At 42.8% G+C, this 18,078-nt stretch carries 14 protein-coding genes; 10 read left to right on the top strand and 4 right to left on the bottom strand.

What is annotated here, in order from left to right; genetic code table 11:
• The first annotated feature begins 5 nt into the window (after positions 1 to 5).
• Both nuoM and nuoN read left to right on the top strand, forming a co-directional pair.
• Positions 6 to 1,526: an NADH-quinone oxidoreductase subunit M gene (nuoM, locus tag TI10_RS18010; protein WP_049584758.1), complete on the top strand. Its 1,521-nt coding sequence runs from the start codon at positions 6 to 8 to the stop codon at positions 1,524 to 1,526.
• A 6-nt stretch (positions 1,527 to 1,532) separates the two neighbouring features.
• Entirely contained in the window at positions 1,533 to 2,990 is a 1,458-nt protein-coding gene (gene nuoN / locus TI10_RS18005) for an NADH-quinone oxidoreductase subunit NuoN (RefSeq protein ID WP_049584757.1), read from the top strand.
• A 1,398-nt stretch (positions 2,991 to 4,388) separates the two neighbouring features.
• Here the strand turns inward: nuoN and TI10_RS17995 are convergent.
• From TI10_RS17995 to TI10_RS17985, 3 genes are all read right to left on the bottom strand, one after another.
• Positions 4,389 to 4,919, bottom strand: coding sequence for a hypothetical protein (locus TI10_RS17995; RefSeq protein ID WP_049584755.1), 531 nt, complete (start codon positions 4,917 to 4,919; stop codon positions 4,389 to 4,391).
• Positions 4,920 to 5,219: 300 nt separating this feature from the next.
• Positions 5,220 to 6,281 (bottom strand): alpha-xenorhabdolysin family binary toxin subunit B, encoded by a 1,062-nt coding sequence (locus TI10_RS17990; protein ID WP_049584754.1) that lies wholly within the window; start codon positions 6,279 to 6,281, stop codon positions 5,220 to 5,222.
• Between the two features lie 48 nt (positions 6,282 to 6,329).
• Positions 6,330 to 7,556 carry an alpha-xenorhabdolysin family binary toxin subunit A gene (locus TI10_RS17985; protein ID WP_049584753.1) on the bottom strand — a complete coding sequence of 409 codons (1,227 nt, stop codon included), beginning with the start codon at positions 7,554 to 7,556 and terminating at the stop codon, positions 6,330 to 6,332.
• Between the two features lie 939 nt (positions 7,557 to 8,495).
• Here TI10_RS17985 and menF point away from each other — a divergent pair.
• The 8 genes from menF to TI10_RS17945 all read left to right on the top strand — a co-directional run bounded on the left by menF (position 8,496) and on the right by TI10_RS17945 (position 16,464).
• A complete protein-coding gene (menF, locus tag TI10_RS17980) occupies positions 8,496 to 9,815 on the top strand; it encodes an isochorismate synthase MenF (RefSeq protein ID WP_049584834.1) in 1,320 nt (439 codons plus the stop codon).
• A gap of 113 nt (positions 9,816 to 9,928) precedes the next feature.
• The gene (gene menD, locus TI10_RS17975) at positions 9,929 to 11,623 is read left to right on the top strand and encodes a 2-succinyl-5-enolpyruvyl-6-hydroxy-3-cyclohexene-1-carboxylic-acid synthase (RefSeq protein ID WP_049584752.1); all 1,695 of its coding nucleotides are present in this window, start codon (positions 9,929 to 9,931) and stop codon (positions 11,621 to 11,623) included.
• Positions 11,620 to 12,390 (top strand): 2-succinyl-6-hydroxy-2,4-cyclohexadiene-1-carboxylate synthase, encoded by a 771-nt coding sequence (menH, locus tag TI10_RS17970; RefSeq protein WP_049584751.1) that lies wholly within the window; start codon positions 11,620 to 11,622, stop codon positions 12,388 to 12,390. The genes menD and menH overlap by 4 nt, the downstream gene beginning before the upstream one ends.
• A gap of 11 nt (positions 12,391 to 12,401) precedes the next feature.
• The gene (menB, locus tag TI10_RS17965; RefSeq protein WP_049584750.1) at positions 12,402 to 13,259 is read left to right on the top strand and encodes a 1,4-dihydroxy-2-naphthoyl-CoA synthase; all 858 of its coding nucleotides are present in this window, start codon (positions 12,402 to 12,404) and stop codon (positions 13,257 to 13,259) included.
• A complete protein-coding gene (menC, locus tag TI10_RS17960; protein ID WP_049584749.1) occupies positions 13,259 to 14,230 on the top strand; it encodes an o-succinylbenzoate synthase in 972 nt (323 codons plus the stop codon). The genes menB and menC overlap by 1 nt, the downstream gene beginning before the upstream one ends.
• A complete protein-coding gene (menE, locus tag TI10_RS17955; protein ID WP_049584748.1) occupies positions 14,218 to 15,618 on the top strand; it encodes an o-succinylbenzoate--CoA ligase in 1,401 nt (466 codons plus the stop codon). Before menC ends, menE begins: the two co-directional genes overlap by 13 nt.
• 53 nt (positions 15,619 to 15,671) lie before the next feature.
• Positions 15,672 to 16,013: a DUF4258 domain-containing protein gene (locus TI10_RS17950; RefSeq protein WP_049584747.1), complete on the top strand. Its 342-nt coding sequence runs from the start codon at positions 15,672 to 15,674 to the stop codon at positions 16,011 to 16,013.
• Positions 16,014 to 16,023: 10 nt separating this feature from the next.
• Positions 16,024 to 16,464 carry a helix-turn-helix domain-containing protein gene (locus TI10_RS17945; RefSeq protein ID WP_049584746.1) on the top strand — a complete coding sequence of 147 codons (441 nt, stop codon included), beginning with the start codon at positions 16,024 to 16,026 and terminating at the stop codon, positions 16,462 to 16,464.
• Between the two features lie 88 nt (positions 16,465 to 16,552).
• Here the strand turns inward: TI10_RS17945 and TI10_RS17940 are convergent, their stop codons facing one another.
• Positions 16,553 to 17,995, bottom strand: coding sequence for a catalase (locus TI10_RS17940; protein ID WP_049584745.1), 1,443 nt, complete (start codon positions 17,993 to 17,995; stop codon positions 16,553 to 16,555).
• Between the last annotated feature and the right edge of the window lie 83 nt (positions 17,996 to 18,078).

Below are 18,078 nucleotides of genomic sequence, written 5' to 3'. Positions count from 1 at the left end.
GCGCCATGCTATTACCTTGGCTAATTCTTATGCCCTTCATCGGTGGCCTGTTGAGTTGGCAGGCTGAACGCATCGGTACCCGTGTACCGCGTTGGATCGCGTTAATTTCGATGGGGTTGACTCTGGTGCTCTCTCTGCAACTATGGTTGCAGGGGGGCTACACCTTGGCGAATCCACAAGGGCTCCCTCAATGGCAAGAGGAATTTCTTATGCCGTGGATCCCGCGTTTTGGTATCAGTATTCACCTTGCTCTGGATGGCTTATCGTTGCTGATGGTGGTGTTGACTGCGCTACTGGGGCTGATGGCTATTCTCTGTTCATGGACGGAAAATCAGCCATATCAGGGCTTTTTCCACTTGAACTTGCTGTGGATCTTGGGTGGTGTGATGGGGGTGTTCCTCGCTATCGACATGTTCCTGTTTTTCTTCTTCTGGGAAATGATGTTGGTGCCGATGTACTTCCTAATTGCGCTTTGGGGTCACAGAGGTTCAGGCGGCAAGACTCGTATCACTGCGGCGACCAAGTTTTTCATTTACACCCAGGCGAGCGGCTTGGTGATGTTAATTGCGATTATGGCGCTGGTATTGGTTCACTATAACGGAACAGGCGAGTGGACATTCAGCTATGGAAAACTGCTGAATACACCCATGTCACACACCGTTCAATACTTGCTGATGCTTGGTTTCTTCATTGCGTTTGCTGTGAAAATGCCAGTTGTGCCCTTGCATGGGTGGTTGCCTGATGCGCACAGTCAGGCGCCAACCGCGGGTTCTGTTGATTTGGCGGGTATCTTGCTGAAAACCGCAGGTTATGGCCTGTTGCGTTTCGCTTTGCCGCTGTTCCCGGAAGCTTCTCATGAGTTCACGCCGATTGCGATGTGGTTGGGGGTGCTTGGGATCTTCTATGGCGCATGGATGGCATTCAGCCAGACAGATATCAAACGCTTGATTGCTTATACCAGTATCTCTCATATGGGGTTTGTGTTAATCGCGATCTATTCTGGCAGCCAGCTTGCTTATCAGGGGGCAATTATTCAGATGATTGCTCATGGTCTGTCAGCCGCAGGCATGTTTATTCTCTGCGGGCAGCTTTATGAGCGCTTACATACCCGTGATATGAATCTCATGGGCGGCTTGTGGAAACGTGTGCAGTTCTTGCCTGCATTATCGCTCTCCTTTGCTGTCGCGACACTGGGGATGCCGGGGACCGGTAACTTCATCGGTGAATTTATGATCCTGTTTGGTAGTTTTAGTGAATTTCCGTTAATTATAACGATTTCTGTGTTTGGTCTGGTTTTCGCTTCTGTCTATGCCCTGTATATGATGCAGCGTGCTTACTACGGTGAGGCAAAATCAGACGAACCACTAAGACGGATGGATATGCGAGAAGTATCCATTGTAATGGTGCTGTTGATATTACTGGTGGTGATGGGTTTCTACCCACAACCTATCCTTGATACTTCAGCGGCAGCGATGGATAACATCCAGACCTGGTATTCAGCTTCAATTTCAACTACAAGGCCGTAATTCGCCATGACAATAACTCCTCAACAACTGATCGCGCTGTTACCGCTGTTGATCGTCGGATTGACGGTAGTCGTTGTGATGCTGTCCATTGCGTGGCGACGCGATCACTTTATTAACACCACTTTGACCGTGATAGGTTTGAATCTGGCTCTGCTGTCTCTCTATTTTGTCGGACAGCAAGAAGCGATGGATGTCACTCCACTGGTTCATGTGGATCGCTATGCTATGCTCTATATCGGTCTCGTGCTGGTTGCGAGCTTGGCAACGACGACTTTTGCCTATTCCTGGCTAGAAAATTATCCAGATAACAAAGAAGAGTTCTATCTGTTGGTGCTAATTGCGACAGTGGGTGGGATTCTTCTGGCTTGTGCAAACCACTTGGCATCATTGTTTATCGGTATTGAGTTATTAACTTTGCCGCTGTTTGGTTTGATTGGTTATGCCTATCGCCAGAAACGCTCTCTGGAAGCAGCTATCAAGTATATGTTGCTGTCTGCGGCGGCCTCTTCTTTCATGCTGTTTGGTATAGCGTTGTTATATGCGGAATCAGGCGATCTCTCTTTTGCCGCGCTAGGGCATCGTTTGTCTGACAGCTATATCTATCAACCTTTGATACTGTCAGGCTTGGGTATGTTGGTTGTCGGCCTTGGCTTCAAATTATCACTGGTGCCTTTCCATCTCTGGACGCCGGATGTTTACCAAGGAGCGCCTGCGCCGGTCTCTACCTTTCTGGCAACAGCCAGTAAGATAGCGATTTTTGCGGTAGTGATACGTTTATTCGTTGAAGCGCCAATGGCGGATAGTGAAGCACTGCGTACAGTATTAACTGTTATTGCGATTGCTTCTATGCTGTTCGGTAACTTAATGGCGCTGACTCAGACAAATATCAAACGTTTGCTTGGTTACTCTTCTATTGCTCACTTGGGTTATTTACTGGTGGCGCTGGTGGCGGTACAAAATCACCAGCTTTCAGAAGAAACGGTCGGTATCTATCTGGCAGGTTATCTGTTTAGCAGTATCGGCGCATTTGGTGTTGTTAGCCTCATGTCCAGCCCATATAAAGGGCCGGATGCAGATTCCCTCTACTCATATCGTGGTCTGTTTTGGCATAAACCTATTCTGTCTGCGGTAATGACGGTGATGATGTTGTCACTGGCGGGGATCCCAATGACATTTGGCTTTATTGGTAAGTTCTACGTCATTGTCTTGGGTGTACAAGCAGAACTGTGGTGGCTGACGGGCGCTGTGGTTTTGGGTAGTGCTATCGGCCTGTACTACTATCTACGGGTCATGGTCAGTCTGTACCTGCCTGCGCCGAAGGCCCTTAACCGTGACACGCCAAGGAACTGGGCATCGACTGCCGGCGGGATTGTTGTTCTGATTTCCGCATTATTGGTATTAGCGCTAGGTATCTGGCCTCAACCGCTGATTGATGTGATACAGCAAGCGAAAATTACTCTCTAAATAGCCAGTCAGTTGTTACGGATTATTTGGAATATAAAAACCCGGTAAGATTATTCTTACCGGGTCAGTTTTGAAAAGACTTGGGTTATAAAAATAAAATCTTTTATTTATTAAAATAGTCTCGTCATATGATTTTAGGTTTTCTCTTAAAACTATGTCTATTTAAATGATGTTTAAATAAATCAGTAAATTCATTTAATAATATTTTATTATAGGTAATCGGATTCTTTATAAACGATTATTTAACTGGCTGATAAAAAAGTTTAATTCCCAGTTGAAAACGTTATTAAAATCGGTTGATTTTTTAAATATATTGCCTTGTTAACCTATTTTATATTCTTATTTGCCTTTTTCACGGGGTATAAATGAGATTTTCAAAGTGGTCATGTGTAGTAGAATTATGAAGTGTTATTTATAATCATAAATAAAGCTAATTATTTTCTCATTTTTCACTGATGGTTTTATGGTGAGCAGGTTTTAAATGGCTATTAAAAGCCATTTTTTTAACCTCTGGTTTTAATCGTTGTTTTTACTGTTTTTACTGTTTTTACTGCTTTTACTACCTGATTTCTATTAAGTTTAATCATCATGGTATATTGTGTTTTACGTTTAATCATACTTGCTTTTTATCTTTGTTGATGCTGTTTCATTGGCAATTTTGAACAGTTTTCATAAATTATCCCTCTTTTTTTATCTTTATAAATCAATCAATAAATAGCTTGATAGTATAAAGGTTCCCCTTTATGTTTTTTCGGAAAATATTCTTTTTTCGCTGATTTTTTCAATTTTCAATTAATAGTTAATGGGGTTGGATTAAATTTAATTAACGTTTTTTTAAAAATCTGCACTTATAGTTAAATCTGTATTTTATATGAAATTTTTAATATTTTTGTTTTTGTGATTTTAAATGGTCATGTCAGGTTAGGTAAATGTAAAATAAGTGGATGGATAACATTGTCGATAAACGAATTAAATATGGATGTGAATAGGCTGTTAAATGGAAAGGCAGATAAAAAGATAAAATGAATATGGTTAAAAAGGTGATATCAAATAGGGCGATTCCCATTCCGAGAGTTTTCTTATTTTTAATTAAAAATTCATTTAATGAATGGTTTTTATTGGGCTATTTTGAGCCTGTAACTCAAATTCATCCATTTTCATTAAATCGATACTCTGATTTTCTCGTTTTTCCTTTTTCTTGTATTTGATTCTTAGGTTTAAAACCAAAGAGGGTAATAAATATATTAATGGTATTAAAATTAAAGTTTATTTCTTTAATTATCGCATCCAATCTGACTTCTTCAAGAATATATTCAGGGTAACATCTTTCACAGTAAACAACGTATTTAGAAGCGCGCCTTTGGCACATATCCAAAGGCGCGTCCTCAACAGTTCGTGTTAGTTGTAGTTTACCCAGCAGTCATAGGATGAAATGTACGGCGGCTGATACAACCCGCCCGTGATATTCCCGACTTTCATTTGCAGGGTAATCCTACAGTCTGCTGGAACATTCGCTCCTGCGGCATTGATCGTGGCCGAGTCGCTGGCTACATCCAGAAATGCTTCCCATGCAGTGGAATTATCCGGGGTGGTGATGAAAAGACGCAGCGTGATTTGATTTTGCCAGCCAGCCCAATTGATTCGGTCATAGGTACACTGAATGGTGTTCACGATTCCTGAAGGCGCCGGTCCGTTCAAGGGAGCTAAGGTTGTACCAGAAATATACGTTCCGCCTTGAGTTGGTTTAGGGCCTAAACCAGAGCGATACCAACGTGGTCCGGCCTGTTGCGTGAGACTGTCCTCGGCTTCAATTTGCTGTTGTAGCAACTCCAGCAGAGATGGGTCTTCTTTGGTTAGGTCTACTTGGGTCAACGAAACAGTTTGTTCCTCTTTCAACAACATATTAGAGGACAGAATTAGCTTGTTCATTTATATTCTCCTAATTTATATTGAAAAAATAGTGACGAGCATTAAAACATCACTCGATCATGCAATACAATCGATCATGCGACACAATCGATAATGCTGGACTGATGTTTATTAGAAGGGGAGATTTGTGAAAATCTTTCAGTTTCCGCGTAATGATATTATGTCCCCAATCTAGCAGACGTGCGGCCCTGCTTATGTCTTTAGGGATGTTTTTAAATCGGTTGGTCAATAACCTGACCCGGTAAGGTTGTCCTTACCGGGTTGTTGTTATCTCTTATAGGTGAATGATGTCTTCTGAGCTTAACTCAATAGCATCGAGTGGTATTGCTGTGCCAAATCATCAAGGAAAGCCAACTGGTTGTGTATGATCTTGGGTAGATTCTGCTGGTTGGCTTTGCCATCTATGGCGTTCTGTAATTGCTTGGCAAATATATTCCATACTTGTTCTAGTTTAGCTGCCTGAAGCAGTAATGTGGCTCTCTCCTTATCAATTTGATGCACATCTGCTATACCGGCAATTCGTTGTTCTACTCCTTTCAATTGGGTTTCCAAGTCATCGCAATCTTTGTTTAACTGATTGATTCGCTCATCCAATTTAGCTCTGGCATCGGCCAGTTCTATGTACTTTAACCCTTTAGAGATATTGCCCAGAATCTTTTTAGCGATCTCAACCCCTTGTTTGATCGCTTGCTTGATAAGCTCTTTTTTAGGATTGGCTACGTCCAGTTTATCCAGCTCTTTGATATCGGGAATATAGTCTTTGAACATATCAGCTAAATTGTATTGGCGGATAACGTCCTGGCTTTCGATGATTTTGTTGCGTTCTACGACTAATCTGGCTTTATTTTCCCCATTCTGTGCAATATCATCTTGAATCTCCACTTTTCGTGCTTGCTCCTCTTTCAGCCTATCTTCTAGGCGTTCTAAGATCACGACATTGCTCACATCGGCAATCCTGCTTGCCATCTGGTTCTCTTCTTTGAGTAAGATGTGAATAACGTTTTTGACATCTTTTTTCAGATTACGGGTATGTTCTAAGCGTGCTTCCAAAAGAGTATTTCGAGTTTCATCGTCTAATTCGGGATTTTCCAGCGCCGTATCGATTTCGGTGATGGTCTGGAAGTAATCTTGAGAGGGGAGTTGCCTCAGTACGGTTTGCAGTTGGGGTACAGAGGCACGCGCTGCTTCGTCGAGGTCACGGCTGTATAAGCTTATTCGTAGTGTTTTTTCCTGAATAATTTCGATGCCTGATTTTTGCTGGTGTGACAGACGCCAGATGTTTTTCACGGCTTGACTCAAAGTTTTTACGTTAATTTCTGGATAAACAACAGCCTGCTGTGGAAAAGTGACGATCTCAGTCATTCTAATACTCCTTTTTTCTATTTCCTATGTAGTACGAGCGGGGAACAATTAGTTATAGCGATGTTTGTATTCTTTCAACGCTTCATCGAAAACTCTGACTAATTGCTTAGCGGAACCTTCTACTTCTTTCCAAGGGCTTATCACTTGCTGGAATTTAGTGATGAAAGAAGTCAGTTTTAGTGCGTTGTTAATTTGAGAGAATTTATCCCTGGAAGCATTGATTTGAGTTAGCATGGATTGCCACATGTAATCCAAGTGGTTCAGTGCCACTTCTGCGTCCAACAAGCGGGTATCAATGTCGCTAAAATCAAGGGATAAAGTGGTAATGGATTTTTGCAGGGCGCGTTGTCCCCTAATACTCTCTTCCAGGCTGCGTACTTCTGCGATCAATTCATTCTTTAGTTTACGTACTTCTTCTGCCTTGGAGCCAAAGATACCGCCAGTAATTGCGAGACCTATAATCCCTCCGGCAATACCAGAAAAAGCCAGGCCGACGAATTTGTTGTAATCTTGCCTGAGTTGGTCGATTTCCGCTTTCTTTTCAATAATTTTTTCGTCTAAATCTTCAATGTTGACCGACATTTTATTGTCTCTCATCAACTTTCTTTTATTTTCAACCTGCGGTTGCAAACCCATAGCAATACTGCCGTTTGCCAGTCTGCCGCCGATAAGTTTTAGTTTAAAATCGGATACTTCGTCTTTGACCTTTTCAGTTTTCTGCCTCTGTTTCTCAATATCATTCTTCATCGTGTCGAGGATCTCTATTAGAGCGTGTGATACTTCTTTGTCTTCGTTGGTATAGGTGATCTGAGACAGTTGGCTGTTTGAGATATTTCCCAATTTTCTCTTGATACGTTCAATAATTGGCATCTCATTGATGATACTGATTATATTCTCTCCGGTTTCGGTAATTTGTTGACCAATAATCTCCAGATCTATGCTCTGTTGCAGGACATCTCTTTCTACTTGACTCCAGCTAAGTGAATGGATACGGATCTCTTCAAACAGGGCATGAATATCCTCTGGTTCTAATCCAGCGATATTGACTCTTTGATAGTTCAGATAGCTCTTCACTTCCTCAAGATTAAAAGGGAGTGATAAGCCTTTCTTAACATACAGTTTGATATTAATCAGGTCTTCTTTGGTAAATATTCCTCCGGGGCGTGCAACACCTTCTTGTTTACCAGTCAGTAATTGCAAGGTAGCCGAGGGAATATCTGTTTCGTTCAGTGTTTTTTCCGCTGGAAGTTGAGCTAATAACATATATTTCTCCATTATTGGTTCTTGCTTTATTAAAAAATTATTAAATACATCAAGGCATAACCGAACGTCATAATACTCATGTTGTTAAATTCACGTTGTGTTTTTTATTGAATAATCTTAATTAAAAATACATATATTTACGTGATTAACTGTTGAAGAAACAGTTTAACTCATGAGTTTTATTAAATAGTATTTTTACGTTGCTATTAATCTTAAATAAATTTATTTTTGATTTTTTATGTCTGATATATAGAATTAAATAGTATGAATTTTTATTGTTTTAGCAATTGAGGGTGAGAATAATCCTTTGGTTTTCTTGTCTATATGACTTAAGTTTTCATTTATTTATTGATATTAGAATGATAAATATAGAATGTTTAATTGGATTTTATATAAAAATTAAGTTAAAACAAATAACTAAGTCGGTTTTGTGATGTGGTGGTTATATGATTTCTATATTTTTAATTTTAAAATTAGGTAATGTTGTATTTTTATAAAAAATAAGTCAGATGTTTTTTTATTATTTTTAATTATATGTTTAAATTAAAGCCTTAATTGTTCATATAGTAGTTCAAATTAACAAATAAGAGGGTTTTTTCTATAATTCTATTTGGCTATTGTGCAAATAAGATATGTTTTTATAGGATGATCTTATCCAAAGAGTAAATATTTGTTCCTTGGTTTATAATAACGGTATTTATTTAGTAAATTTTTCGTAGTAAGTAAAAGAGTCATTTTTTTATAAATTGCATCGTGAAAATTGATCATATTAATGAACTTAGTGTTCGTTATCTGAGGGACAAAACTTCTGATTTGGCCTGTTTCAGTATTGAGATAATGGCATACTGCTAACGGAATCGAACAAGCATAACTACATAAATAATCAGGGCTTTAATTATTATTAATGCCCCGTATAATCCTACTTTTATCACGTCTTTTGGGGCAGAAGTGGTGAATCGAATTGCTAATATTGTCGCTGATGTATGTAAAACACTGAATAATGAACAAGTTAGCGAAGTTGGTATCCAACAAATTTCATTTCCTCTGCCAGTAGGTTGCAGCACTTACTGGCTGGAATGGCTGGCAGCGCAGTCTCATTATCCACAATTCTATTGGCATCACAGAGAGGGCCATGAAGAGGTCGCTGCTTGTGGGCAAATCCACCTTTTCAGTGATATCGCTTTAGCCGAAAATTTTTTGCACAGAAACCGTCAATTTCCACAGATACGGATCTGGGGGCTGAATGCCTGGGATCGGATTCAACCAGCTCGTATTACGCAATCTGAAGCAGGGGAAGCCGGTTACCTGTTTTTGCCCCGTATCGAATTACGCCGTTGCCGTGACGAAAGCTGGTTGTATTTGAATATCGCAGGCCGGCAGGATGTGAGAAATGCACAGGAATTTCTGCAACAGTTAGTTCCGCACCGGGAATTCTCTGCGTTACAAGCAGTGATAGTGAACGCGGAGAATGTGCCGGAACGCGCCCGGTGGTGTGACTTGATTGAGCAGGCTTTGGACACTATTACCCATCGTAAGATGGAGAAAGTCGTGATGGCGCGTAAGACTCAACTGATATTGAGTGAATCTTTAGCGGCTGCGAAGTTTATGGCAGCGAGTCGCCAGATAAATCACCGTTGTTATCATTTTATGCTGGCTTTTAATCGGCATGAGGCATTTTTGGCGTCTTCGCCAGAACGGCTTTACTACCGTAAGCAGACTCAGCTTTATACCGAAGCGCTGGCGGGGACGGTTGCCAATTCCGATGATACTCAGCAAGCCGAAAAATTAGGGCAATGGCTGCTGGATGATAAAAAAAATCAGCATGAGAACTTGCTCGTCGTTGATGATATTTGCCAGCGTCTTCAAGGCGCTGTGGTTTCTGTCGATGTGGCTCCTCCAGATGTGATTCGTTTGCGAAAAGTCCAGCATTTACGTCGCCGAATTCAGGGAAAATTGAAGCATGCCCGTGATAGTGATTGCTTGCATCGTTTACAACCAACGGCTGCGGTCGCTGGATTACCTCGTGAAGCGGCACGTGATTTTATTCGTGATAGCGAACCATTTAATCGTGACTGGTATGCGGGTTCCGCAGGGTATCTTTCCTGTGAGCAGAGTGAGTTTGCGGTTTCCCTACGTTGCGCACAAATTAACAACAATTTACTTTCACTGTATGCCGGTGCAGGGATTGTGATGGGTTCTGATCCGCAACAGGAGTGGATAGAAATAGAAAATAAAGCTGCCGGGCTGCGTACTTTGCTGAAAGGTGAATAGTTGAATGAAAACAATCTCCGATTAAGTGGCAATTCATTGAACTAGGATAAAGAAATAATTATCTGTGCCGTTAGGCTAATAGTCAGCTTTTATAGAAATTTTCTGAGTAAACTATGTCAAACAGCGCATTTAACCGCCGCTGGGCGGAACTTTTATTGGAAGCACTTTCTCGTCATGGATTACGTCATGTTTGCATTGCGCCCGGTTCACGTTCCACGCCTTTGACAATAGCCGCTGCGGCAAATAACAAACTGATTTGTCATACTCATTTTGACGAACGTGGATTAGGGCATCTGGCGCTGGGATTATCTAAAGCAAGCAGAGAACCGGTTGCCGTTATCGTGACTTCTGGAACCGCGGTAGCGAATCTTTATCCTTCATTAATTGAAGCCAGTTTAACGGGTGAGCGAGTGGTTTTCCTTACCGCTGATCGACCGCCAGAATTAATGGACTGCGGCGCCAATCAGGCTATCCGTCAGAATGGTATTTTTGCTTCTCATCCATGCCAGACAATTTCTTTGCCAAGACCGACCGTAGATATACCGGCAAGTTGGTTGGTTTCTGTCATAGATCATAATATGGCGAGTTTGCGGCATGGGGCTTTGCATATGAATTGCCCATTTGCCGAACCATTATATGGTAATGAAGAGCCTGCTTATAAGGAGTGGCAGCAGCAGTTAGGCGATTGGTGGAAAAGTAACGAACCTTGGTTGAGTCAACCAGTAGCGAATGTTGTGGCAGAAGTGCCGGATTGGAACTATTGGCAGCAGAAAAAAGGCGTTGTATTGGCCGGTCGAATGAGTGCCGAAGAGGGAGTTAATGTTGCTAAATGGGCAAAAGCATTGGGCTGGCCGCTGATTGGCAATGTGCTTTCACAAACTGGGCAGCCATTGCCTTGTGCCGATTTATGGCTGGATAATCCTCATGTGCAGGAGATTTTAGCGCAAGCGCAACTGGTCGTGCAGTTTGGTTTCAGCTTGATTGGGAAACGCTTGTTACAGTGGCAGGCGAAGTGTCAGCCGCAAGAGTTTTGGATTATTGATCCGATACCGGGTCGGCTTGATCCCGCTAATCATCGTGGCAAGAAATTGACCTGTGATATTACTGACTGGTTACTGGCTCATCCCGCACAGTCGCGTGTACCGTGGGCACAATCGCATACACCGTGGGCAGAAGAGCTGATTGTCTGGTCAGAAAAAGCGGTCAACTGCGTTAGAACAGAATTGGCAGGGAAATTCGGTGAAGCAACAGTGGCCTATCGATTGCGTGAATTACTGCCTGAACGCGGGCAGTTGTTTGTCGGTAACAGCCTGATTATTCGTTTGATAGATGCACTGGGGCAATTACCCGCGGGGTATCCGGTTTACAGTAACCGGGGCGCTAGCGGCATTGATGGATTAATTTCCACTGCGGCGGGTGTGCAACGGGCAACAGCAAAGCCGACTTTGGCTGTTATCGGTGATTTATCGGCGCTTTATGATCTCAATAGCTTAGTTCTGTTGCGTTATCCTTCCGCACCAATCGTGTTAATCGTGGTAAATAATAACGGCGGGCAGATTTTCTCTTTACTACCCACCCCGGAAGAAGCAAGGCAACGTTTTTATTGTATGCCTCAGCAGGTTAGTTTTGATCATGCTGCGGCGATGTTCGGCTTGAAATATGCCAGCCCACAAAGTTGGATAGAGTTGCAACAAGGTATTGAGCAGGCATGGCGACAAAATGAAACCACGCTGATTGAATTAAAAGTGCCGGAAAGAGAAGGGGCTGAGTGTTTACAACAACTGTTAAAACAGGTGGCAATGTTGTGAGTCTGGCCTGTCGCAAGTTTAACGGTCACAATGACCGCCCGTGGCTGGTGTGGTTACATGGATTATTGGGCTGTGGTGATGAATGGTTGCCATTAGTGAATCTGTGTGCTCACTATCCCTCATTGGTCATCGATCTACCCGGTCACGGTGATTCCACTGACGTACAGGTAAAAGATCTTATGGATATGAGTTGTCTTTTATCTCAAACATTAGCAGAACAGCAAATTAGTCAATACTGGCTGATTGGCTACTCCTTGGGGGGACGCATTGCTATGTATCATGCCTGTTATGGTGATATTCAGGGATTATGTGGACTGTTAGTTGAAGGCGGAAGTCCTGGATTATTCTCCCAACAGGAGCGAGATAATCGTCTTGAACACGATAGAAATTGGGCCGGACGTTTTCGCTCTCAGCCGATGGAACAGGTTTTGTCTGATTGGTATCAGCAGCCGGTTTTTTCTGATCTATTACCCGAACAGCGCCAGCAACTGATCAAAATACGCTGCCATAATAATGGCGATGGTGTGGCTGATATGCTGGAAAATACCTCACTTGGACATCAACCTTGGTTGGTGCCTGTATTGCAACAACTGACGTTGCCTTTTGCTTATTTATGCGGCGAAAATGACAAGAAATTTGATCAATTAGCAAAACGTTGCGCTTTGCCGCTGCAAACTATTCCATGTGTTGGGCATAATGCTCACAGAGCGAACGCGCTAGCGTTTGCGGCGGTAGTAAACCATTTTTTATCACTCTTTAATGTATAAGGAATACGAATATGATTTACCCGAGCGAAGAAGAACTTTATGCCCCAATTGTATGGCAGGACTGCTCCGAAGGATTTGAAGATATTTTTTATCACAAATCCACTGATGGTATGGCTAAAATCACCATTAATCGCCCGCAAGTACGTAACGCATTCCGGCCATTGACGGTTAAAGAGATGATGCGGGCGTTGGATGATGCCCGCTATGATGACACTATCGGGGTGATTATCCTGACAGGTATGGGTGAAAAAGCGTTTTGTGCTGGTGGTGATCAAAAAGTCCGTGGCGATTATGGTGGTTATAAAGATGCCAATGACATGCATCATCTAAATGTACTGGATTTCCAGCGCCAGATTCGCACTTGTCCAAAACCTGTCGTTGCTATGGTTGCTGGATATGCGATTGGCGGCGGTCATGTACTGCATCTGGTGTGTGACCTGACCATTGCGGCTGATAACGCTATTTTCGGTCAAACTGGGCCTAAAGTGGGTTCTTTTGACGGCGGTTGGGGGGCATCTTACATGGCACGGATTGTTGGTCAGAAAAAAGCCCGCGAAATCTGGTTTTTGTGTCGTCAATATGATGCTAAACAAGCGTTGGAGATGGGCTTGGTTAACACCGTTGTGCCTTATGCGGATCTGGAAAAAGAGACCGTTCGCTGGTGTCGTGAAATGCTGAAAAATAGCCCGATGGCCCTGCGTTGCTTAAAAGCTGCTCTAAATGCGGATTGTGATGGTCAGTCTGGATTGCAGGAGCTGGCAGGTAACGCCACCATGCTTTTCTATATGACAGAAGAGGGTCAAGAGGGGCGTAATGCATTCGTTGAGAAACGCCACCCTGATTTTAGTAAATTTAAACGTAACCCATAATGCGAACTGCAACTTTATACCGGTTCAAATTGCCAATGGAAGCCGGTATTATCCTACGATATCAGCGGCTTAAAACTCGTGATGGTTTTTTGGTTCACTTACAGGAAAATGGTCAACAGGGATGGGGTGAAATTTCACCGCTACCGGAATTTAGCAAAGAAACCATTGAACAGGCAGGTCAAGCAGCGGAGACATGGCTTAAACAGTGGCGCCTTGGCGCTGAACCTGATGAAAGTGAATTACCTTCTGTCGCATTCGGGATTAGCTGCGCATTAGCTGAATTGCAGGGTAAATTACCGAAAGACGCTAACTACCGGAAAGCGCCATTGTGTAATGGCGATCCTGATGAACTGATTGTTCGTCTCAGTAACATGAGTGGACAAAAAGTTGCCAAAGTGAAAGTCGGACTGTATGAAGCGGTACGTGATGGCATGGTAGTTAACGTTTTACTGGAAGCGGTACCGGATTTATCTTTGCGACTGGATGCTAACCGTAGTTGGAGCCGTGCTAAAGCGGACAGTTTCGCTAAGTATGTCAATCCTGATTACCGTAACCGAATTGCCTTTTTGGAAGAACCTTGTCAAACCCCGGAACAATCGCTCGCTTTTGCCCGTGAGACTGGAATCGCCATTGCATGGGATGAAAGTGTCCGTGATGAGGGTTTTAAAGTAGAAGAGCAAGCAGGGGTGGCGGCTGTTGTGATTAAACCTACTCTGATAGGAAGCCTTGCCCGTTGTTGTCAGTTGATTTCAGCCGCGCACAATGCGGGATTAGAGGCGGTGATCAGCTCCAGTATTGAAACCAGCTTTGGTTTGACTCAGCTTGCCCGTATTGCTCATTGGCTGACGCCAGCGACTATTCCTGGACTGGATACGCTGGAATTGATTCAGTCCCAGTTAGTACGCCGTTGGCCGGGTAGCACGATGCCAGTAACAGGATTGGACGAGTTAGAAATCTCATGGTGCAGTTAAATCCATTTACCCAGTGGCCGTGGCGCTACTGGGCATCATTTAGTCCTGAAAATATTGCCGTCAAGTTGTGTGATCGTTCCCTAACCTGGCATCAATTAGTTATCTCTTTGGATATGATCGCGGCCAATTTTCGCCAACAGGGGGTAGTTGAAGGTAGTGGCGTAATGTTGCGAGGGAAGAACAGCGAAGAGATGCTGTTTTGCTATCTTGCAGCGCTTCAGTGTGGCGCACGGATATTGCCACTGAATCCTCAACTGCCTGAAATGCTTTTGGTTGAATTACTGCCACATTTGAATATCGATTTTGTGGCTGATTTTTGTGGTGACAACTTGCTTGTGATGGATGCCAAATCCCTCGATTGGAAAAGTGAACCGCTAAATGCTGATGATAATTCAGTGGCATGGGATGCGATACGCCCGGCCAGTATGATACTGACCTCCGGCTCTTCCGGGATGCCTAAAGCGGCTATTCACTCAATTCATGCTCATCTTGCCAGCGCGCAAGATGTCCTTTCAGTAATCAATTTTCAACAGCAAGATAGCTGGCTGCTCTCATTGCCGTTGTTTCATGTATCGGGTCAGGGGATTATTTGGCGCTGGCTAATTAAAGGGGCTTGTTTGGTACTCAGAAATACCCATCTGTCAGATCACGCTTTGGCGGATTGTACTCATGCGTCATTGGTTCCAACTCAGCTTTGGCGGTTACTGGAGCAGTCACAACATCAGCCACCGAATTTGAAAGAAGTGCTGCTGGGTGGGGCGATGATCCCCGTTGAATTGACGCAAAGGGCAGAGCAGCAAGGTATTCGTTGTTGGTGTAGTTATGGTTTAACCGAACTGGCTTCAACAGTATGCATTAAACGGGCAGATGAGTTGCCTGGTGTGGGAAATCCATTACCGGGCAAGCAAGTTCGGTTGATCAAGGAGGAGATTCAAATTCGTTCTGGCAGCCTTGCCAATGGATATTGGCTGGATGGAAAATTACAACCATTAGTTGATCGTGATGGCTGGTTTCATACTCGTGATCGAGGAGTGATACAAAATGGTGAGTTGCGGATACTTGGCCGGATGGATAATCAATTTTTCAGCGGTGGAGAAGGGATTCAGCCGGAAGAGATTGAACGGGTGATTAACACCTATCCACAGGTTGCACAAAACTTTATTGTTCCCGTACCTGACCCTGAATTTGGTTATCGTCCTGTCGCGGTCATAGACAGTAATTCATCTGAGGTCATTGATACATTACCTGAATGGTTGATTGATAAACTGGCTGCTTTTCAGCGCCCAGTTGCTTACTATCTGTTACCTCAAAAGCTTAAAAATAACGGCATTAAAGTTTCCCGTCAGCAAATCAAAAAATGGGTGTTGGATTTGCCCAGTTTTTCTTGATTCATATCGATTAAGCTATCATAATGATATCTATCTTTTTGATAGGAGATTTCATGGAAGAAAATGGATTGCCTATAATCAGCGAATTTCCTCTGAATCCTGTATCGGCAAAGAGAATTATCAATGAGTTAGCTGAGAATCACTCAGGGCGTATTAAATATACGCATCATGTTAAACAAAGAATGGTTGAGCGAGGAGTAACGACTCGGCAAATCATTAATGTATTAAAGAGCCGGCATAGTCGTATAACAGAACAGCCACATCAAACGGCGAGTGGTGATTGGAAATTCAATTTTCAAGGCATTGCAGCGGGAGAATTAATCGAAGTTGTTATTGTTTTAAAAAGATATGAGTACGACCCGTCTTGTTTTGTGATTACGGTGATAGTTAAATAAGGATAATATTATGTATCATTATGTTGAAAGTGGATTATCAAATATTTGGTTAGCGAATGGATTTCAACAGGAAATAATTGATGGTGAAGTTTATATCAGTATCGACAATCTTGATGAATTGCATCGTTTAATTGCTAAGGTATTAATTTCCTTGAAACGCCCACTGTCAGCAGCAGAAGTTCGTTTTTTACGCATTGAAATGAATATGTCTCAAAAGCTCCTATCTAACTTGTTGGGTGTTGATATTCAGACAATTGCCCGTTGGGAAAAGGGGCAGTCTGGTATTCCAAGGGTCGCTGATGTTGCTTTGCGTTCTCTTTACACAGAATCAATTGATGAGCAAAGTTATATTGGTGAAATGCTGAGGAAATTGTCAGAAACCAGTATCCAACAGCAAGCAGAAAAATTGGTTTTTGCTGAAAAAGATAATATGTGGCAAAAGCTGGCGTGATGAAAATATTCAATTAAACACTTCGTACTGCCCATTATTTATCGTGTAATAATGGGCAGAGACGGTTAAAAAAACGTATTGTTAGACACTATCCTTTGATTTTTTTCAGCGCATTTTCAACACCAGCGCCATATTCTGGATGAACTTTTCTAAATAGCTCAACCTGACGGCGTTGAGTATCTTCATGTGCTTGTGACAGTTCACTGGCAATACGGTCAAACATACGCTGATGCTCTTTACTACTGATTAAGTTATATAGCCCGCGAGGCTGACTGAAATAATCTTCATCTTGACGGTGGTTCCAGTGATCGGCATCTCCTTCTAAAGACAATGATGACTGTTTGAATTCAGGTTGTTCTTGGAATAATCCTGCATTGTTTGGCTCATAAGTCACTGTATTTCCGCTGTTGCCATCGACACGCATTGCCCCATCGCGGTGGTAATTATGGAATGGACAACGCGGTGTATTGACCGGAATTTGATGGTGGTTAACGCCAAGACGATAACGTTGAGCATCACCATAAGAGAACAGACGGCCTTGTAACATCTTATCAGGGGAGAAACTGATACCTGGCACGACATTAGCGGGGTTGAAAGCAGCCTGTTCAACGTCTGAGAAATAGTTATCAGGGTTACGGTTTAGCTCGAAATAACCGACATCAATCATCGGATAGTCGCCGTGAGGCCATACTTTAGTCAAATCAAATGGGTTGTACGGCAACAGATTAGCTTCTTTCTCTGGCATAATTTGAACTTTTAATTTCCAGCGTGGATAATCGCCTTGCTCAATTGCGTTAAACAAATCACGCTGAGAACTTTCACGATCTTTACCTACCAGCGCTTCTGCCTCTTCATCCATCAGGTTTTTAATGCCTTGCTGACAACGGAAATGGAATTTCACCCAGAAACGTTCATTATCTGCGTTGATAAAGCTGAAAGCATGGCTACCAAAACCGTGCATATGGCGGAAAGATTTAGGTACCCCACGGTCACTGAAATCAATGGTTAATTGGTGCAATGATTCAGGTAGATGAGAGAAGAAATCCCATTTATAGGCAGGATTACGTAAATTAGTATGGGGATCGCGTTTAACAACATGGTTAAGATCTGGGAACTTCAGCGGATCACGAAGATAGAATATTGGGGTATTGTTACCGACTAAATCCCAGTTGCCTTCTTCGGTATAGAACTTAAGGGCAAAACCACGAATGTCACGTTCAGCATCTGCGGCGCCGCGCTCACCGGCGACGGTTGAGAAACGGGCAAACATCTCGGTTTTTTTGCCTATTTCAGAAAAAATCTTAGCGCGGGTGTACTTAGTAATATCGTGAGTAACGACAAAGATTCCATGAGCGCCAGAACCTTTGGCATGCATCCGGCGTTCTGGGATCACTTCACGATCAAAATGGGCAAGCTTTTCTAAGAACCAAACATCTTGTAACAACATAGGACCACGTTGGCCCGCGGTCATGACATTATTGTTGTCAACGACAGGGGCGCCAGCATTCGTTGTCAGTCCTCTCTTTTTCATCACACTTCTCCTGTTTTACATGAAAAAAAACAGCGGAATCGCTGATTAAGAAAAATGTTCTGGTCAATGGTGAAATGCAAATA

The organism is Photorhabdus luminescens subsp. luminescens (assembly GCF_001083805.1).
In the GTDB taxonomy this organism is placed as follows: domain Bacteria; phylum Pseudomonadota; class Gammaproteobacteria; order Enterobacterales; family Enterobacteriaceae; genus Photorhabdus; species Photorhabdus luminescens.
This window is presented reverse-complemented; position numbering and strand designations above follow the sequence as displayed.